Origin of the sequence: Pseudomonas sp. 02C 26 (genome assembly GCF_002843585.1) — a bacterium.
GTDB lineage: Bacteria > Pseudomonadota > Gammaproteobacteria > Pseudomonadales > Pseudomonadaceae > Aquipseudomonas > Aquipseudomonas shirazensis.
Genome location: NZ_CP025262.1, coordinates 2,380,580 through 2,399,379, shown reverse-complemented (window position 1 = coordinate 2,399,379; position 18,800 = coordinate 2,380,580). Strand labels below are relative to the sequence as shown.

Below are 18,800 nucleotides of genomic sequence, written 5' to 3'. Positions count from 1 at the left end.
ACTCAGCCAAGCCGGCTGGCTATCGCCCGCAACGCCAGCAAATACCCTTCAACCCCAAGGCCTGCAATCACACCATTGGCCACTGTCGAGGTAATCGAATGGCGATGCAGTTCATCGCGTCCATGGATGTTGGAAATGTGCACCTCCAGCAACGGTGCCTTGATCAACTTCATAGCATCCAGCACCGGGATGGAGTGGAATGAAAAGCCAGCGGGGTTGATGATCACGGCCACCTCGCGCTCGAAGGCTTCCTGCAACCAGTCAACCATGACCCCTTCATGATTGGTCTGGCGAAACTCACACACCAGGTCCAGTTCGGCCGCCAACTGCTGGCAATCGTGCTTCACCTCGGCCAGTGTCGTCGTGCCATAGATTTCGGGTTCGCGGCGGCCCAGCATGTTCAGGTTGGGGCCGTTGAGGATAAAGACTGAACGATTCATGGTCGGACTCTGCATTTATTTGAGGTACTGGGGTGACGCGCTGGCCTGCACAGTGGCGTCGCCGTCGGCTTGGTCGAGATCGATGCCGCGGGTTTCCGGGCCGATCAGAATCATCGCCAGCGAGACCAGATTGGTCGCGGCGCAGATAGCCACCAGCAGCCAGGGTGAATTGCCGGTCTGGCTCATCAGCCACACGGCGAGGATAGGCATCGGCCCGCCGATCAGCAGGTTGGCACCGGTGTAGGCCAGGGCCGAGCCGCTGTAACGCACGTTGGTCGGGAACGCTTCGGCAAAGGCGACGGGCTGGATGCCGCTCTGGAACTGGGTGAAACCGAGGAACAGCCCCATCGCTGCCATGATCATTGCCGGTTGCTGGGTATTGAGCATCGGGAAGTAGACCATCAGGATCGCCAGGGTCATGCAGGAGCCAAACGCCAATGCCTTCTTGCGCCCCCAACGGTCGCTCAGGTAGCCGCCGGCCAGCGCACCGAAGATGGCGCAGACGTTGGCCACCATCAGTGACATGAAGCCCATGGACTGGCTCATGCCTAGGTTTTTGACCAGATAGCTCAAGCTGAAGATGACGATCAGGTAGAACAGCGCGGCCGGCGAGCAGAAGAACAGCATCAAACGCAGAATGGTCCGCGAGTGCGTCTTCAGCACATCTTTCAACGGGCTGCCTGCATGGGGCGCCTGGGTCTTCTGCAAGGCAACGAAGGCAGGCGTTTCACTGACCTTGAGGCGAATAAAGATCGCCACGACCACCAGCACGAAACTCATCAGGAAGGGTATGCGCCAGCCAAACGACTCGAACTGCTCGGCACTGAGCAACGCGGCCAGGCCAAGCAATGCGCCGTTGGCAAGTATCTGACTGAGTGGCGAGCACAGGCCGAGAAGCCCTGAATAGAACCCGCGCCGATCCGAACGTGCATGTTCCAGGGCCATCAGTTGCGCGCCAGTCGACTCGCCGCCCAGCGCGAAGCCCTGAATGATCCGCAGGATCACCAACATGATCGGCGCCCAGATCCCCACCTGCGCGTAGGTCGGCAGCAGCCCCATCAGCACCGAGGCCAGGCCCATCAAGCTGACTGTCGCGAGCATCAGGTTGCGCCGGCCGAGTTTGTCACCCAGATAGCCGCAGGTGATCGCGCCCAGTGGCCGCGCCGCCAGTCCTACGCCAAAGGTCGCCAGTGACGCGAGCAAGCCGGAGGTGGGCTCCATGGCCGGGAAGAACAGCTTGGGCAGGACCGTTGCAGCTACCGCGCCGTAAAGGGTGAAGTCGAACCACTCCAGCGCGGTACCGATGGTGGCGGCGGTGACCGCCTTTCTGGACATCTGACTGTCTGCAGCAGAGGCATCTGTCGTATTCATGAGTGTCTCAATCATTATTGTTATCGAGCGCCCGTAGCGGACGGTTGTGCATCTGAGTCGACTCTAGGCGCTTTTACCTGCAAGATAATTATCGAAAACCGGATAAATTCATAAGCTAGCCTTATACAGGTCGAATCATGGAGCTACGTCATCTGCGCGCGTTCGTCTGCGCCGCCGAGTTTCAGCACTTCAGCAAGGCTGCCGAGCACTTGCAGGTTGCCCAACCTGCGTTGAGTCAGCTGATCAAGACTCTGGAGAGCGAGCTGGCCGTCACGCTGTTTCGCCGGGCCAATCGCGGCGTCGAACTGACCGCCGCTGGCGCGGCGTTTCTACCGCATGCGCGGGACGCCCTGCATTCCAGTGAGCTGGCCGTGGCCGCCGCCAAGCGCGCTCGGCGCGGAGAGATCGGTGAAATTACCATCGGCTACCATTCGGCACTGCTCGAGGCCAATCTGCCACAGTTGATTCGGCACTATTTCAGCAGCTATCCGGAAGTCAAGGTGACCCTGCTCGATGCGCGCATTCAGGCTCAGTTCGACAAACTGCTGGAAGGCACGCTCGACATCGGCTTTGCCCGGATCTTCAAGGACCATTTGCCCGCCCGCCTGCGCACCCACTGCTTCAGTACCTCCAGGCTGGTCCTGCTGATGCCTGACAACCATCCGCTGGCAGATACCTTCAACGGCGATCTGGCGAGCCTGCGCCAGGAGAAGTTCATCTTCCTTGAGGACCCGCTCGGCATCGGCCTGACCTCACACATACTGCAGCTATGCCGGCAGTATCAGTTGCACCCTGCCAACGTCATGCAAGTGCCTTCGTTGATGAGCATTCCTGGCCTGATTGCAGCAGGTATCGGCATCAGCATTCTCCCGCAAACCCTCACTCAACTGAGCATGCCGGGCATCCGTACGCTTGAACTCGAGCAGGCCGACATGCACAGCGAGCTGTCGTTGATCACCCGCGTGGATGAGCGCTCACGGGCAGTCATGCATTTTCTGGAAGAGGCGCAAGGCTGGTTGAGCTGAGCTTTTTCGACGCGGAGTACATCTGTACTCCGCAGGCATTCGCAGCATTAGCTGGCCAAGCGATGAACCGCCTCGACGGAGCGTGTTCACATCCATAAACTGCTCAGTTAAACGTTTCAGCGTATTTCAACAAGGATCCCGATGTCAGTTCACCAAGCCCCTCCCCCAACCGCCTCCAAAGCCACCGTGGCGAAAATGGAGGCCGCCATGGCCCTGGGCAGCTTCGCCATCGGCACTGGCGAGTTCGCGATCATGGGCCTGATGCCCGACATTGCCAGCAACCTGCACCTGAGCGAGCCTCAAGTCGGCCACGCGATCAGTGCCTACGCCCTGGGCGTGGTGGTCGGTGCACCAGCGCTGGCGATTCTCGGCGCCAAGCTGCTGCGCAAGCACATGCTGCTGTTGCTGATGGCGCTGTATGCCGCGGGCAACCTGGCGACCGCTTTTGCCCCATCATTCGGCGGCCTGGTGGCGTTCCGCTTTATCAGCGGCCTGCCCCATGGCGCCTATTTTGGTATCGCGGCGGTGGTGGCCTCGAGCATGGTCGCGAGTAACCAGCGGGCCGGGGCGGTGGCGCGAGTGATGCTCGGGCTGACCCTGGCCATGCTGCTGGGCAATCCCGTGGCAACCCTGCTGGGGCAGTACTTTGGCTGGCGGTCGGCATTCTTGCTGGTGGGCGTGATCGCGCTATGCACCATTGCCCTGGTCTGGCGTTACGTGCCGCAGCGTGACGATGAAGCACGCAGCGATCCGCGCAAGGAGTTGCAGGCGTTCCGCTTGCCGCAAGTGTGGATGGCGCTGGGCATTGCCGCCGTGGGCTTTGCCGGGATGTTCTGCGTGTTCAGCTATCTGGCGCCCACCATGCTCGAGGTGACCGGCACTTCGGCACAGATGATCCCCTTTGCCCTGGCGGCATTTGGCGCCGGCGGCATCATCGGCAACATTGCCGGCGGCAAGCTGTTTGATCGGCTGCAGTTCCGTGCGGTAGGCCTGGTGTTGCTCTGGTCGATCGGCGTGCTGCTGTTCTTCACCTACGCCGCCCATGCACTGTGGTCAGTCATGCTCGGCATCGCTTTGGTCGGCAGCATGATCGCCCTGGCAGCGCCGCTGCAGATTCGCTTGATGGACATCGCCCACGAGGCGCCGAGCCTGGCGGCGGCATCCAACCACGCAGCGTTCAACCTGGCCAATGCGCTGGGGCCGTGGCTGGGCGGCATGGCGATTACTGCTGGACTGGGCTGGACCAGCACCGGTTACATCGGCGCGGCGACCGCGTTGGTCGGTCTGGGCCTGTATCTGCTGGCGCGCCGCATGAAGGGCGGCCACTAAGCAAACACGTGGGCGCAACAGTCCTGACTGTTGCGCCCTGCTTCAATCAGGCATACGGCCTTGGCGCAGGCGTGCGGGCATTGAGTAGTGGCCGCGCCAGGCTGATCAGGCCCAGTCCGGCCAGCGCCGCGCCAACCCACAGCGGCGCACGCAGGCCAAAGCCCGCATCGATCGCCTGGCCCCCCGCCCAACTGCCAAAGGCCAAACCAGCGGTGATGACCGAGGTGTGCAGGGTATTGACCAACGCGCCCGGCTCCGCGGCCTTCATCACCCGCGCGACCATCGCTGGGTTGAGCGCCACGCCGGTAAAACCGATCAGGATAAAGCACAGCAAATTCAACCAGCGATGCTCGCCGCCCAGCGCAAAGCCGGCCATGGCCAGCACCAGCAACGCCAGCCCCCAACCCAAGGCGCGGAAGGTGTGCCGCTCGGCGATACGTCCGATGAACAGGTTGCCAAGCACGTTGGCGACGCCGTACAGCGCCAGCAGCGGTGCGACGTAAGCGGGCAATACGCCGACTTCGTTGATCAAGATCGGTGTGATGTAGCTGAATGCGGCAAAGGTCGCACCGATGATCAGCCCGCTGGTGACATAGGCACCCCACAGGCTGCGGCTTTTCAGGTCGTCCAGTTGCCGACGCAGGCTGGGCTGCTGGCCGGCGACGTCCTGCGGCAGCTGGCGTGCGACCAGCAAGGTGCACAGCAGCGCCAGGGCAACGATCATCCAGGCACTGGCGCGCCAGCCGGCGACCTGCTCGATCACCGTGGTCAGCGGCACGCCGGCCACCGGCGACAGCATCAGCCCCGCCAGCACCACCGCGATCGCCCTGCCCCGCGCGGCCAACGGCACCAGCCCGGCACACAGAGTCATGCACAGGCCGATGCAGGCTGCACTGGCCACACCCATGATCACCCGCGCCGTCAGCAGAATGGTGTAGCTCGGCGCCACGGCGGACACCCCGGCGGCCAATAAATAGACGACCAACAAGGCGATCAACGCCCGTTTGTTACCGATGCCGCGAGAAATCAGCAGCACTGTGAGCGGCGGCCCACCGAGGGCCATGCCCAATGCATAGAAGGCAATCAGGTTGCCGACCTGGGCCAGGCTGACGGAGAAGGCATCAGCCAATGCCGGCATCATCCCGGCGACCATGAACTCGGCGGTGACCAGGGTGAAGATGGTCAAACCCAGCAGGTAGACGGTTGCTGGCAGCTTGTACGGGGTAGTCATAACACGCTCAAACAGAAAAACAGAGCGGGCTACCCTAGGCAGATTTGACTCATCGGTCAAACTTTCATGAGCGCAATCGATAGTCGGCAGGCACCCTCCAGACGCCCTCAAGACGCCCTCAAGACCCTGCGAATGCGCGCAGATAGGGCTCGATATCGACGTCGTCAAGCTGGTCACTGCGCAGAAAACGCTCGCCGTACTCGCGGTACACCCCGCTGCTTAAAAACAGGCGGAACAGCCCTGGGTCGATGTGCTGGTCGCGGGCCATGAAGCCGAGAATCTTGACTGACTCCGACAACGTCTTGGCTGCCTTATAGGGCCGGTCAGCGGCACTCAGTGCCTCGAAGATATCGGCAATCGCCATCACTCGTTCGGCGATGCTCATGTCGTCTTTCTTCAAGCCACGCGGGTAGCCGCTGCCGTCCATCTTCTCGTGATGGTTGCCGGCAATCTGCGGTACGCGCTTGAGGTGGCTGGGCAACGGCAAGGTGTTGAGCATGATGATGGTCTGCACGATGTGCTCATTGATCTTGAAGCGCTCTTCGTCAGTCAGGGTGCCGCGACGGATACTCAGGTTGTGCAGTTCACCATAGTTGTAGGCATGGGTCGGCAGGCGCATGTCGAAGCCCCAGGTATTGCGTGGGTCGTGCTTGTCGACTGGCGGCTTGCGCTCACCCCATGGCACCAGGTGGTCGACACGGTCAGCCAATAATTGCTCAGGCGCCGGCAGCAATGCCGAGGCCACCGGTGCCAAGCGTTCTGCCTCGTCACGGGACAAGCCCAGGCGGTTATCGAAGTTGCGCAGCCACGGGTGTGAACCAATGGTACGCAAGCGCTCGATATCGGCATCGGACATGAACTCGCCGCCGATGTTGGCATTGGCGATAAAGGCGAACTCTTCCTGCAACTGCGCCCGGGTATTCTCCAGCGCTGCTTGCAGCGCCTGCTGCTCGCCACCCTCAGCCAAGCGCTGCCAATAGAGCAACTCGGCATCGCGCCAGAGCACTTCGAAGCGGGTGCGGATTTCGTGGATGCGGTTGTTCAAGGTCTCCAGCTTGGTCGCCTTGTCGACTACGTACTCTGGGCTGGTAACCTTGCCGCAGTCATGCAGCCACGCCGCGATCCTGAACTCATAGCGCTCCAGCGCGCTCATGTGAAACTGTGCGTAAGGCCCACTGTTTGCGGCGATGACACTGTCCATGAGCATTTGCGCCAGCACCGGCACCCGTTGGCAGTGGCCCCCGGTATAGGGGCTTTTGGCATCGGTGGCATCCGCGAGCAGTTGGATGATGCCATCGAGCAGGCGTTGCTGGGCCTCGATCAACTGGCGTGTCTCTATGGCCACTGCGGCCGCCCCGGACAGCTCCTCGACAAACTGGCGAAATGCCGGTGCAATGCCGCCCGAGTGCAGCTGCGCCGGGCCCAGCTGCAACACCAACAGCCCAAGGCGCTGCCCGCTGCGGTCATTCAGCGCCACGGCCATGGTCGGTGTCTGGCCAGGCATCGCCTGCTCCACTGCGCTATTGAGTTGATGCGGCTCGTGCACGCCAAACTGCAGGTCAGCGGGATAGCGCTCATCGCGATAGTGTGCAGCCAGGCGTAATACCTCGCTGTCTTCGCCGGCCAGATAGACAGCACCGCTGGTTACGGCAGTCGCCTCCACCAGTTCACCCAGCACCTGGCGAAGCATATCTTCCAGATTGGTTTCCCGGCTCAGGCTGAGGGTGATCGCCTGGAAGTTGTGAATGGTGCGCGACATGCCGCCGAGCACCTCGCTCAGCGCGCTGACCTCGCTGATCCGCGACTCGACCCCGACGCGCCGGCTGAAGTCGAAACTGGCCAGAGCCTGTACTTGCTCGGTCAGCGCCTGCAGCGGCTGGCCAATGCGCCGCGCCAGGGCCCAGCCGACCAGCAGCAGGACCCCGATCAGAACAATCGCCCAGCGCGCTTCGGCCATCAGCATCTGCCGCGCGCCGCCCAGTAGCTCAGCCGCGGGTACTGCGATCAGCAGGCGGATGTCGTGCTGGGTGAATGACGAAAGCGGAACCTGCACGCCGTACCAGTCCTGGCCGGCCGCCTGATAGTGGACCGGGTCTGCGCTCTGGTAATTGTTGACGAACAGCCAGCTGAGGCTGTCGACCGCCAGCTCGTCCAGGCGCGACAAACGCAGCGCCGCACCGTCCTGGACCACTACCCGCTGCAGGTCTGGGTAAAACACTACCTCGCCGTCACTGCCCACCACCGCCATCTGCGTGCCGGGGGTCGTGCGCAGGTCAGCAACTTCGCCGCCCAGGTCGTTGACCGAGGCGTCCATGCCCAGCACTGCGTGCCCAGTGATGCTGCGTTGGGCAACCGTAAGGCCGATCTCCCTGGTGGTGAAAAACACATAGGGCTTGGTCAACTGGGTAGTCGCGCTGGCCAGGCCCTCGACAAACCACGGCCGCGTACGCGGGTCAAAGTGGTAGTCCGGTTTAGCCAGCGTTTGCAGCAGCGTCAGCCCTCTGTCGTAAAAGCGCCACTCACCGAGCATCTGCCCACTGCCGTCCAGGCTGATGCTTTGCAACAGGTACGCGGCACCTGCGGGCGCATGTACGCTCTGGCTATCGGCCTTGTCGCGCAGCGCCCGTAACAGCACGAACTCGCCATTGGCATAGCCCACATACACCGCGCTGAGCATGCTGTTAGCGTCCAGGCTGGCCGCGAGCAAGGGCAAACGATCAAGCCGTTGCTGCAGCGTGACGGCCTCGGCAAGCGAGTCATGGGCAAGCAGACGGATCGAGCTGAGCACCGGGTTGATCAAACGCTGCGCCCGCTCGTTGATGGTGCGCGCCAGCTGGCGGCTGGTGTCGGCCGACGCAGCCAGCAAGGTGTGCTCGATGCTGCGGTAGCCCTGGTAGGCCAGCACTGCCCCAAGCGTCAGCGTACTGAACATGATTGCCAGGCCAATCAGCACTTGCAGGGAGAAGCCGCGGCGTGAGGTGTTCAAGGGTCTGGACCTTCTTTGGCATTCGTTGTAATCCGCAGCTCGAATGCCCGCCGCGCCTGTTCCAGCTAATCCTAGCCCAACTCTTTACTTACGCATGGCTGGACTATGCTGATTGACGGTTGCCCAGGTGTGCCAAGTAACAGCGCTGGCATGTACTGGACTCGGCTGCGCTCATTACATAAGCAATGCGGGCCACAGGGCAACTCGCATCACCCTGTTTGACACCAATCGCAACGCTGCAGCTGGATAGTGTGAAAGGCCGCGCGACGTGGCGATTCCCCCTCGGCAGTGTGATCTCGTCCGAGATCGGTCCACAAGGAGCAACAACATGAAGTCAAAGTTACTGCTGACCGCGTTGTGCGTGGCAACACTTGCAGTGTCTGGCTGTGCCAGCAAGTACGTCGAGTCCAACCAGTATTCTGGATTCCTCAAGGATTACAGTTTGCTCAAGCAGGAGACTTCACCTTCCGGTGCGCCGGTCATGCGCTGGGTCGATCCGAAGCTCGATGCACGCCGCTACACCAAGGTCTATATCGAACCGAGCCAGCTGTATCCAAAGCCGCAGCCCACGGCCAAGATCCCCGCCAGCACCCTGCAAGGCATCACCCAGTATTACGATCAGGCCCTGCAGCGGGAAATGGCCAAGGTCATGCCGTTGGCCAAGGGACCAGGCCCGGGGGTGTTGATCGTGCGGCCGGCGATTACTGGGGTGAGTGCGAGCACCAAGAGCCTGCAAGCCTATGAAGTGATCCCGATTGCCTTGATCGCAGCCGGCGTGAGCACCGCGACCGGCATCCGTGATCAGGACACCAGCCTCGCCACTGAAGCGGCCTTCATCGACGCGGCCGACAACAAAGTGGTGGCGCAGGTGGTGCGCAAAGGTGCGGGCGCCGAACTGGATAACGCCGACCAGGTCATGCAGACCAAGGATGTGAAAGCGGTAGTCGATGGCTGGGCCAGAGACATGGCCAAGTCGTTCGAGCAGGTCAAAGACAAATAGTCCAAGGTTACAACCGAAAAAGGGCTGCTCTGGCCGGCAACGTCAGCCAGAGCAGCCCAGCGTGGACTCAAACTACCTGTCGGCGTCCATGCGCTTCAGCCTTGGGGACCTTGCGCTCATGCCCTTGACGCAGGCGCAGGGCAGCCAGCGCGGCGAGCACCAGGATCACCGCGATGATTTTCATCCCGTCCATGGCGTTACCTGTCGTTTGCTCGATCAGGCCCATCACCGACGGGCCGACAAAGCCGCCCAACAGCCCACACGAGTTGACGAAGCCCAGCCCACCGGCCAGTGCAGCGCCTTTGAGGCGTGACGCCGGGTACAGGAAGATGATCGACTGCACCACAAAGAACATCAGCGCCGACAGGCAGAACCCCAGCAGGCTCAGCACCGGCCCTGCCAGCGAGGCGATACCCAGCCCGGCGGCCATGGTCAGCAACCCGCACACCAGCATCATCCGCGCCCGCTGCGGGGTTGTGGCAAAACGCGGCAGCGCCATGGCACCCACGGCTGCGGCGATCCACGGCAGCGAGGTCAGCAAGCCGATCTGCAGCGTGGTCAACTCGCCGTATTTGCCGATGATCCCCGGCAGGAAGAAGATCACCGTATACACCGTGATCTGATGGCAGAAGTACACCAGGATCGCCAGGAAGATCTGCGGCGTCAGGCACTGCTTGAGCGAATGGCCGCCCTGCCCTGCACCTTCCTCCTGCTCAGCCGCCAGGCCGCGTTCGATCTGCTCGGCTTCAGCCGGGCTCAGCCACGGCGCCTTGCTCGGCCGGTCCGGCAGCTTCGTCCACACGACATAGGCGAAGAACACCGCCGGCAGGCCTTCGAGCATGAACATCCACTGCCAACCACGCCAGCCCCAGACGCCGTCCAGCTGCATCAGCAACGCGCCCAGCGGGCCGCCGATGATATTGGCGAAGCACACCCCCAGGAGGAAGTAGCCAATCGCCCGCGCACGTTGCTCGCGGCCGAACCAATAGGTCAGATAGAGCATCACGCCGGGGAACAGCCCCGCCTCGGCGACGCCCAGCAGCAGACGCAGGATGTAAAACGAGGTTTCGCCCTGAACAAACGCCATCGCGGCCGAAATCAGGCCCCAGGTCACCATGATGCGGGCGATCCAGAAGCGCGCGCCGACCTTGTGCATGATCAGGTTGCTGGGTACTTCCGACAGCGCATAGGTCAGAAAGAACAAGCCGGCGCCCAGCCCATAGGCCGCCGCCGAAATGCCCAGATCCACATCCAGCTGATGCTTGGCCAAAGCGATGTTGGTGCGGTCGAGAAAGCTCAGGATGTACGCCGCAATCAGCAACGGCATCAGCTTGATGAAGATGACCTTGTTCAGCGTGGCTGAATCACGGGGTGTGGCAGCGCTATCGATGTTTCTTGTAATTGTCATCGCACAAACCTCATGGCTTGAGTAGCCGGTGAATGCTGAAGGTGCCGGCAGCCGGGCCCAACGCCCCGCTGCACAGAATCCGCGAGGTGACGCCGGGGCTAGAAGTCGACCTTGTCCTGGCCTTTGAGGTCGAGCATTTCCCGGGCTTCATCCGGCGTTGCTACGCGCGCGCCGAGCGCTTCGATCACTGTCCGGATGCGTTTGACCTGGTCGGCATTGGATGCAGCCAGTTGGCCCGGGCCGTCCCACAACGAATCCTCCAGGCCAACCCGTACGTGGCTGCCCATTGCCAGGCCCATGGTACCCAGCGGGATCTGATTGCGCCCGGCGCCCAGGATCGACCACTGATAAGCGTCGCCAAACAGCCGATCAGCCGTACGGCGCATGTGCGCGAGGTCTTCCGGGTGGCCACCGATACCGCCGCGCAGGCCAAACACCGACTGGATGAATATCGGTGCCTTGAGCAGGCCGCGCTGGAGGAAATGCGCGGCGGTATACAGGTGGCCGATGTCGTAGCACTCGATTTCGAAGCGGGTGCGGTTCTCGGCACAGGCGTTGAGTATGTGCGCGATGTCGCGGAAGGTATTGCGGAAGATCCGGTCGTCACTTTCTGCCAGATATGGCCGCTCCCAGTCATGCTTGAACTCGGTGAAGCGCTCGAGCATTTCGTACAGGCCAAAGTTCATCGAGCCCATGTTCAGTGAAGCCAGCTCCGGCTTGAGCTGAGCCACCGGCTGCAGGCGCTCTTCAACGCCCATGGTTGGCGCCCCGCCGGTGGTGATGTTGATGACGACGTCGCTCTTGGCCTTGATCTGCGGCAAGAACTGGCGGAACAGGTCGACGTCCTGGCTGGGCCGGCCATCGATCGGGTCACGTGCATGCAGGTGGACGATGGCAGCGCCGGCTTCGGCGGCACCAATGGCGGCATCGGCAATTTGCTGCGGGGTGATCGGCAGATGCGGCGACATCGACGGCGTGTGAATAGCGCCAGTGACCGCGCAGGTAATGATGATCGGACGTTTTCTGGACATGCGAATTTCTCCATTCTTGTTCTTGGTGAGAAAGTGAATACGTCAGCAGCAGGGCTGCAGCCCCGCCGTTACTGCATGAGGGGTCGAGCCGTTACAGGTACTCGACGTTGCCATCCACGCTGATGGCCTGGCCGGTCACGTTGCGTGCCGCCGGTGAACACAGGAACAGCGCCATGGCAGCGACGTCTTCGGCGGTGACCATGCGCTTGAGCGAGATCTTCTGCAGGTACTCGTCACGCATCGCCGCTTCAGGCACGTTCAACTGCTCGGCCCGGGCGCGAATCACGCCGTCCATGCGTGGCCCCTCGACGATGCCCGGGAGCAAGGCGTTGACGCGGATATCGCTCTCACCCAGCTCGCTGGCCAGGGACTTCATCAGCCCAACGATCGCCCATTTGGTTGCGGCATAAGGCGTACGCCAGGCGTAGCCGAGGCGCCCCGCCACCGAGGCGATGTGAATCAGGTGGGCATTCGGCGAGGCTTTGAGCAGCGGCACCGCATGGTGGGCGAAGCGGTATTGCCCGGTCAGGTTGATATCGACGGTGCGCTGCCATTCTTCGTCGGTGACGGCGTCTATGCCCGCCGTCGGCCCGGCGATCCCGGCGTTGTTGATCAGCACATCGAGGCCGCCGAACTGCTCGCGCTGGACCTTGAACACGGCTTCGATCTGCGCTGGGTCGCCGACATCGGCCTTGGTTGCCAGGCTATTCGGGTAGCGATCACGAAACGCCGCCAGGGCCGCTTCGCTGACATCGCAGACATGCACCTTGGCGCCGGCCTCCATGTACGCCGCAGCCAGCACCTCGCCGATGCCGGCGGCGCCGCCAGAGATCAATACGCGCAGGCCGCTGTAAGGAATCAGTCGGTTCAGAACGCTCATGCTTTTTTAACTCCTGAAGCAGGCGACCTGGAACGGTCGCTCTTGACGATCAGGCGTGCCAGCGAGTCGGCCGCCTGCATGATGTCGTCGGTGACCGCCGCCCGCGCAGCGGCGCCATCACCGGCCTGCAAGGCTTCGACGATGCGGTTGTGCGCCTCCATCGAGCGTTGCAGGTGGGCCTTGTCCGGTGCGACCAGGGCAAAGCATGGGCCCATGTGCAGCCAGAAGTTCTCCACCGCGGCGACGGTCAACTCGGCGTTGGCCACAGCGTAGATGCGCCGGTGAAAGGCAAAGTTGGTCCACAGATAACGCGCCACATCGACGTTGTCGGCGGCGTGCTGCATCTGTTCGCAGAGTTGGGTGATCTCGCTCAGGTCGCGCTGGGTCAGCAGCACCACGGCTTTCTCGGCCAGCAGGCCTTCCAGCGCTACCCGCGCGTCGCGGATTTCGCGCAGGCGCTCCGGCGTCATCATGCGCACCCGCAGGCGGGCTGTTTCAGTGACTTCAAAGGCGTTTTCGGCACTCAGGCGGTTGAGCGCCTCTCGTACGGGCATCGGGCTTGAACCCAAGGCTTCGGCCAGGCCGCGGATGGTCAGCTTCTGGCCGGGCTGAAAGCGGCCGCTCATCAGCGCTTCACGGATCTGGCGGTAGACCTGGTCCTGCAGTGTGTCGCGCGACACCGGGCGCATTACCGGCAGGAGGGTTGGGCGATCAGTCATGGGCAGACTCACATATTGGCGTTGTTATGGCTTCAATATGTGATCACAAATAACATATGTCAATTGGTTTCAGCACGACAGTGGGTTTGGCCCTAGAACGTCGGGGCGCTTTGCGCCCCCAGCAATGCCGGCTAGCGCATTGCCCAAACCTGCGGATTGACCAGATTCTGTGGGCGCTGGTCAGCCAACGCACAGAGCAAATTGTCTACCGCGCAGCGGGCCATGGCCTGGCGGGTTTCGTGGGTCGCCGAGCCGATGTGCGGCGTCGCCACTACGTTGTCCAGTTGCAGCAAGGGCGAATCCGCCGCTAACGGCTCTTTGACGAACACATCCAGCCCGGCCCCGCGAATGCGCTGCTCACGTAGCGCTTCGATCAGCGCGGTTTCATCCACCACCCGGCCACGGGAAATGTTGATGAGGATGGCCTCGGGTTTCATCAGGCTGAGTTCCCGCGCGCCGATCAAACCCTCGGTCGCGGCACTCAACGGCACCGTCAGGCAGACAAAATCCGATTCCTGCAGCAGCCCGTCGAGGCTGCGACAAGCGGCGCCATAAAGGGCCTCGACGGCAGGCTTGGGCTGACGGCTGTGATACACCACGCGCATGCCAAACCCCGCAGCCGCACGCTTGGCCAGTGCTTCACCGATGCGGCCCATACCAACGATGCCCAAGGTCTTGCCGTGCACATCGGTGCCGAAGTGAGCCGGCCCCAGGTTGGCCTGCCAGTGCCCTGCCCGCACCCAACTGGCAAGTTCGACCACCCTGCGCGCCGTCGCCAGGATCAAGGCAAAGCCAGTATCGGCGGTGGTTTCGGTAAGCACATCGGGGGTATTGGTGAGGACGATGCCGCGCTGGGTCAGGTCAGCAATGTCGTAGTTGTCGACCCCCACCGAGACGCTGGCCACCGCTTCCAGCTGCGGCGCCAGGTCCAGCAGGCTGCTGTCCAGGCGCAGGCTGGCCCCGAGCAGGCCATGGGCGTGGGGCAAGGCATCGCGCAGACGGGCCAGGCCATCCGCCTGCGCGGTGTCGACGAAGATCACTTCGGCCTGCTCGCGCAGGCGGCCGAGCAAATCATCGGACAAGCGCTTGTAGAGGACTATGGTCTTTTTCATGGCAGTTCCTTAGTGATTCAATGCCAGGCCCGCAGCGCGACGCTTGCGCTGAGCCTGGGGTGTACGCAGTGCGACCGTGAGGGCAACCGCCGTCAACAGCGCACCGCACATGAACAGATAAGAGGCGCCTGGCCCGCCGGTGGCGCCATTCAGGTAGCCCACCAGCCACGAGCCACCGAACGAGCCCAGTGCGCCCATGCTGTTGATCAAGGCCATGGCTCCGCCTGCGACGTTGCTCGGCAGAATCTCCGGCACGATCGCGAAAAACGGCCCGTATGGCGCATACATGCAGGCTCCGGCCAGGACCAACAGGGCGTACGACCACCAGAAGTACTCGCTGCCCAGCGCATACGAGCCGTAGAACGCCAGCGCGGCGATCAGCAGCGGTGGCCAGACAAAACGCTTGCGCTTCTGCAGCCGGTCCGAGGCCCACGACACGCCGACCATGGCCAGCACTGCCGCCAGATACGGTACCGATGACAACCAGCCCGCCGTGACGATATCGACATTGGCGGCCTGCTTGAGGATCGACGGCAGCCACAGCACAAAGCCGTACACGCCGATGCTCCAGCAGAAGTACTGCAACGACAGCACAATGACCTGCGGCGAGCGGAACGCCTCGCGGTAGTTCTTGACTGGTTTGATGCCCTGCTGCTCAGCCGCCAGCGCCGCTTGCAACTGGTCCTTCTCGTGCTGGCTGAGCCAGCTCACCTGGGCCGGTTTGTCCGCCGCCAGGCGCCACCAGATAAACGCCCAGAGCACCGCCGGCAGGCCTTCGATGATGAACATCCAGCGCCAGTCGTAATGCTTGATCAGATAGCCCGACACCACCGACATCCACAGGATCGTCACCGGGTTGCCGAGCATCAGGAAGGTGTTGGCCCGCGAGCGTTCGGCGCGGGTAAACCAATGGCACAGGTAGATCAGCATCGCCGGCATCACTGCCGCCTCGACCACCCCGAGGAGGAAGCGGATGGCGATCAGAAAGTACACATTGCTGATCATCCCGGTCAGCGTCGCCAGCCCGCCCCAGAGGATCAGGCTGACGAAGATCAGCTTCTTGACGCTGCGTTTTTCCGCATAGATCGCCCCGGGCACCTGAAAGAAGAAGTAGCCGAGAAAGAACAACGCACCGAGCAAGGACGACAAGGCCGGGGTGATCTTGAGGTCGTCGGCCATGCCGGAGGCTGCGGCAAAGCCGTAATTGGCGCGGTCCAGATAGGCCAGGCTGTAGGTAATGAACACGATCGGGATGATGTACCACCACCGGCGACGCGCGAGGCTGGTCGTTTGCATGAGTATGCTCCTGAGCTTGGTTGTTTTTGTTGCACCAGGTGCCGGCTAACCGGCGATCAGCGTTTCAGGCGCAGCTGCGCCGGTTGTACAGTTCCAGTTCACTGCGCAGCGGCAGGCCTTCCATATCCCCGCGCGACTGCACCGCGCGGCTGCCGCACCAATTGCCGCGGGCAACCGCTTCACCCAGTGGGTAGCCTTCGAGCAGGCCACTGAGCACGCCCACTGCAAAGGCATCGCCCGCGCCGACGGTGTCGACTACCTGCGCAACAGCGAATGCCGGCACCCAGCCCTCAGCGTCCGCGCTGCAGAAATAAGCGCCCTCGCCGCCCAGCTTGATCACCACAAGCTCGACGCCTTGCTGCAGATAAAACGCGCCGATGTCAGCTGGGCTTTGTCGACCGGTGAGCAAACGGCCCTCTTCAAGGCCTGGCAGCACCCAGTTGGCTTTGACTGCCAGCGCGTTGACCTCGCGGATCATGCTGGCCTGGTCAGGCCATAACGATGGGCGCAGATTGGGGTCGAACGAGATGCTCCGGCCAGCGCTGCGCATGGCGTCCACCAGGCCATGCGACAACGCCCGGCAGCCGGCCGACAGCGCCAGCGGAATGCCGGTGGCATGCACATGCCCGGCGCTGGTCAACTGTGCGTTCAGCAGCTGCGGCGACATATGACTGGCAGCCGAGTTGCGGCGGAAATATTCGACGGCGGGGTCGCTGCCATCATCGCAGCGGGCCTTGAGCTGAAAGCCGGTGGCATGCTCAGGGTCGACTTGCACCGCCGAGCAATCCAGGCCCTCCTTGAGCAGGCTGTCCAGCACGAAGCGGCCCAACGAGTCATTGCCGACCCGGCTCAGCCAACGCACCTTGAAGCCCAGCCGCGACAAACCGATCGCAACATTGCTGTCGGCACCGGCAATGCGTTTGCCGAACTGGCCGACCTGCGCCAGTTCACCGGTTTGTTCGGCGACGAACATGGCCATGGTCTCGCCAAAGCACAACACGTCATGGTCAGGCATGGCTCACCTCCGCCGTCAGCGCAAGCCGAGCCAGGTTGTTGACCTGGGCACGAGTTACCGCCAGCAGGTCGTCACCGACCAGAGGAAACTCGACCGCGCGCACCACTGCCGGGCTGAACTCGCTGAACATCTGCTCCCAGGCCAGCAGATCGGCTGCGCGTGGCGGCACTGCGACCAGGCGGCCATTGGCCTGGCGCTCGACCGCCTTGCAGTGCACATAGCGCACCCAGCGGCCCAGCTCGTGAGCGGCTTGAACCGCCGACTCACCCTGCCAGCGCCAGTTGCCAATATCGAAAGTCATGCCCAGCGCCAGTGCCATGGATTCACAGCGCAGAAGAAACTGCAGCATCGGTTCGATCCGCCCGCCGTGCGCAGTCTGGTCGTTTTCAACCAGCAGCATTGGGCCATCCGCCGAGAGTTGCGTAGCCAGCATCGTCAGGTCACAGCGCGGCTGATAGTGACCAAGGGAAACCTTGAGTGCCACCGCGCCCACGGCCCTGGCGGTCTGTAGCTTGGCAGGCAACGCCGGGTTCAATTGGCCGTCCTCCAGCCACAGCTCCAGCGGCGAGGAATACAGGCATTCCATGCCTGAGGTGCGGATTGCGGCAGACAGCTGTGGGCAGTCCGGCGGGCTGGCGAACAGTTCTTCGCGCAGCTCGACTCGACTGACGCCGGCCGCAGCCAGCAACGGCACGAAACTGGCCTGGCCACGCTGGCGGACCAAGTCGGCGCCGTAGCTGGAAAGGCTGATGGAAACGGGGTTCGAGCGCATTGTTATTGTCCTTATGAAACCGGTTTCATTTCGATGCAACGCAAACGGACGTGACTCCGTTGTTCAAATACGGGGGTTGGTCGATCCGCGAATGATCAGTTCGGCCTTGAGGTCGATGCGCTGCGCAGCAGCGTTACCGCCACGCAACCGCTCAAGCAGGCAGTTGAAAGCCAACGCGCCGATGCGTTCGGTAGGTTGCGCCAGCGCGGTAATGCCGCTGCCAACCAATGGGTGCCAGTCGAGTTCGTCGAGGGCGATCAGGCCGACATCCTCGAACAATCTGCAGCCGCGCTCGTGCAAGGCGCGAGTGACGGCCAGGGTGGCCACGCCGTTGAAGGTGAAAATCGCTTGCGGGCCATGCCCGCTGGCACCGAGGAAATTGCCCAGACATGCGGGCAAATCAGCCGCACACTCGAGGATCTGCTGGCGCATGCCGGGGCGGCGATTGATCGATGCGGTAAAGGCCTGCACCCGTTCCAGTCGCGAGCTGGTGCCATCCAGCGGCTCGCTGACTGCCAGAATGTCGCGGTAGCCGCGAGCCTGCAGGTGGTCCAGCGCCTGCTCGACTGCGTCGGCGTTATCCAGCCCGACCATGTCGGCATTGAGCTGCGGCACCTGACGGTCGACCAGCACCATGGGGATATCCCGGTGCAACGCCAGCAGCTCGCCCTGGTGGTGGCCGAGGGTGTTCACGATCAGCCCTTCGACGTTGTAGGACTGCAGCACGCGCAGGTGATGGCTCTCTTGCTCGTCATCGCGGTTGGTGTTGCACAGCACCAGGCTGTAGCCGTGCTCGCGACAGGCAGTTTCAACGCCGCGCATCACGGCCACTGAATAGGGGTTGAGAATGTCGGCGACCAGCATGCCGATCAGGCGCGTCTGGCCGCGCTTGAGGCCCCTGGCCATTTGGTTTGGCCGGTAGCCAAGACGCTCGATGACCTCGGCCAGATGCTGCGCAGTGGCATCGGCGAGCAATTGACGGTCGCCACCGATATAACGCGACACGGTCGCCTTGGATACGCCGGCGACCCGTGCAACCTGGCTGATGGTGACCCGCTCACGCGGGCTGGACGGTGTATCGGTCATCTGAGGTCTCTTGTGATTATTGTTTGAGACGGGTTATGAAACCGGTTTCAATACATCAAAAGTCGAGACCTAAGTCACCTACCGTTCGTCGGATCTGCT

The 18,800-nt window shown here is 62.5% G+C and carries 16 protein-coding genes; 3 read left to right on the top strand and 13 right to left on the bottom strand.

Translation table 11 applies throughout. The features are described 5' to 3' along the window. Positions 1 to 2: 2 nt before the first annotated feature. A complete protein-coding gene (locus CXQ80_RS10835) occupies positions 3 to 440 on the bottom strand; it encodes a type II 3-dehydroquinate dehydratase (RefSeq protein WP_101319255.1) in 438 nt (145 codons plus the stop codon). A 15-nt stretch (positions 441 to 455) separates the two neighbouring features. After that, on the bottom strand, positions 456 to 1,811 hold the full coding sequence (locus CXQ80_RS10830) for an MFS transporter (RefSeq protein ID WP_101319253.1): 1,356 nt from the start codon (positions 1,809 to 1,811) through the stop codon (positions 456 to 458). Positions 1,812 to 1,948: 137 nt separating this feature from the next. Between CXQ80_RS10830 and CXQ80_RS10825 the strand changes: the two genes are divergently transcribed. Together CXQ80_RS10825 and CXQ80_RS10820 are read left to right on the top strand one after the other, a co-directional pair. Beyond that, the gene (locus CXQ80_RS10825) at positions 1,949 to 2,836 is read left to right on the top strand and encodes a LysR family transcriptional regulator (RefSeq protein WP_101319251.1); all 888 of its coding nucleotides are present in this window, start codon (positions 1,949 to 1,951) and stop codon (positions 2,834 to 2,836) included. A gap of 141 nt (positions 2,837 to 2,977) precedes the next feature. Continuing rightward, positions 2,978 to 4,165, top strand: a complete 1,188-nt coding sequence (locus tag CXQ80_RS10820) for an MFS transporter (RefSeq protein WP_178080764.1) — start codon at positions 2,978 to 2,980, stop codon at positions 4,163 to 4,165. A gap of 46 nt (positions 4,166 to 4,211) precedes the next feature. Here CXQ80_RS10820 and CXQ80_RS10815 read toward each other — a convergent pair whose 3' ends face one another. Beyond that, positions 4,212 to 5,396 (bottom strand): MFS transporter, encoded by a 1,185-nt coding sequence (locus tag CXQ80_RS10815; protein WP_101319247.1) that lies wholly within the window; start codon positions 5,394 to 5,396, stop codon positions 4,212 to 4,214. A gap of 118 nt (positions 5,397 to 5,514) precedes the next feature. After that, positions 5,515 to 8,382 (bottom strand): HD domain-containing phosphohydrolase, encoded by a 2,868-nt coding sequence (locus tag CXQ80_RS10810; protein WP_371918903.1) that lies wholly within the window; start codon positions 8,380 to 8,382, stop codon positions 5,515 to 5,517. 328 nt (positions 8,383 to 8,710) lie between these two features. Between CXQ80_RS10810 and CXQ80_RS10805 the strand changes: the two genes are divergently transcribed. Then, the gene (locus CXQ80_RS10805; protein WP_101319245.1) at positions 8,711 to 9,382 is read left to right on the top strand and encodes a DUF3313 domain-containing protein; all 672 of its coding nucleotides are present in this window, start codon (positions 8,711 to 8,713) and stop codon (positions 9,380 to 9,382) included. A 67-nt stretch (positions 9,383 to 9,449) separates the two neighbouring features. Here the strand turns inward: CXQ80_RS10805 and CXQ80_RS10800 are convergent, their stop codons facing one another. From CXQ80_RS10800 to CXQ80_RS10760, 9 genes are all read right to left on the bottom strand, one after another. After that, entirely contained in the window at positions 9,450 to 10,790 is a 1,341-nt protein-coding gene (locus CXQ80_RS10800; protein WP_101319243.1) for an MFS transporter, read from the bottom strand. Positions 10,791 to 10,888: 98 nt separating this feature from the next. Next, the gene (locus CXQ80_RS10795) at positions 10,889 to 11,821 is read right to left on the bottom strand and encodes a 3-keto-5-aminohexanoate cleavage protein (protein ID WP_101319241.1); all 933 of its coding nucleotides are present in this window, start codon (positions 11,819 to 11,821) and stop codon (positions 10,889 to 10,891) included. A 91-nt stretch (positions 11,822 to 11,912) separates the two neighbouring features. Further along, a complete protein-coding gene (locus CXQ80_RS10790; protein WP_101319239.1) occupies positions 11,913 to 12,701 on the bottom strand; it encodes an SDR family oxidoreductase in 789 nt (262 codons plus the stop codon). Next, positions 12,698 to 13,420, bottom strand: a complete 723-nt coding sequence (locus CXQ80_RS10785) for a GntR family transcriptional regulator (protein WP_101319237.1) — start codon at positions 13,418 to 13,420, stop codon at positions 12,698 to 12,700. The genes CXQ80_RS10790 and CXQ80_RS10785 overlap by 4 nt, the downstream gene beginning before the upstream one ends. A gap of 131 nt (positions 13,421 to 13,551) precedes the next feature. Then, on the bottom strand, positions 13,552 to 14,532 hold the full coding sequence (locus CXQ80_RS10780) for a D-glycerate dehydrogenase (protein ID WP_101319235.1): 981 nt from the start codon (positions 14,530 to 14,532) through the stop codon (positions 13,552 to 13,554). 9 nt (positions 14,533 to 14,541) lie between these two features. After that, positions 14,542 to 15,828 (bottom strand): MFS transporter, encoded by a 1,287-nt coding sequence (locus tag CXQ80_RS10775; protein WP_101319233.1) that lies wholly within the window; start codon positions 15,826 to 15,828, stop codon positions 14,542 to 14,544. A 64-nt stretch (positions 15,829 to 15,892) separates the two neighbouring features. After that, positions 15,893 to 16,843: a sugar kinase gene (locus CXQ80_RS10770; RefSeq protein ID WP_101319231.1), complete on the bottom strand. Its 951-nt coding sequence runs from the start codon at positions 16,841 to 16,843 to the stop codon at positions 15,893 to 15,895. Next, a complete protein-coding gene (locus CXQ80_RS10765; protein ID WP_101319229.1) occupies positions 16,836 to 17,615 on the bottom strand; it encodes a sugar phosphate isomerase/epimerase in 780 nt (259 codons plus the stop codon). Before CXQ80_RS10765 ends, CXQ80_RS10770 begins: the two co-directional genes overlap by 8 nt. A 63-nt stretch (positions 17,616 to 17,678) precedes the next feature. Continuing rightward, on the bottom strand, positions 17,679 to 18,701 hold the full coding sequence (locus tag CXQ80_RS10760) for a LacI family DNA-binding transcriptional regulator (protein ID WP_101319227.1): 1,023 nt from the start codon (positions 18,699 to 18,701) through the stop codon (positions 17,679 to 17,681). Positions 18,702 to 18,800: the final 99 nt, after the last annotated feature.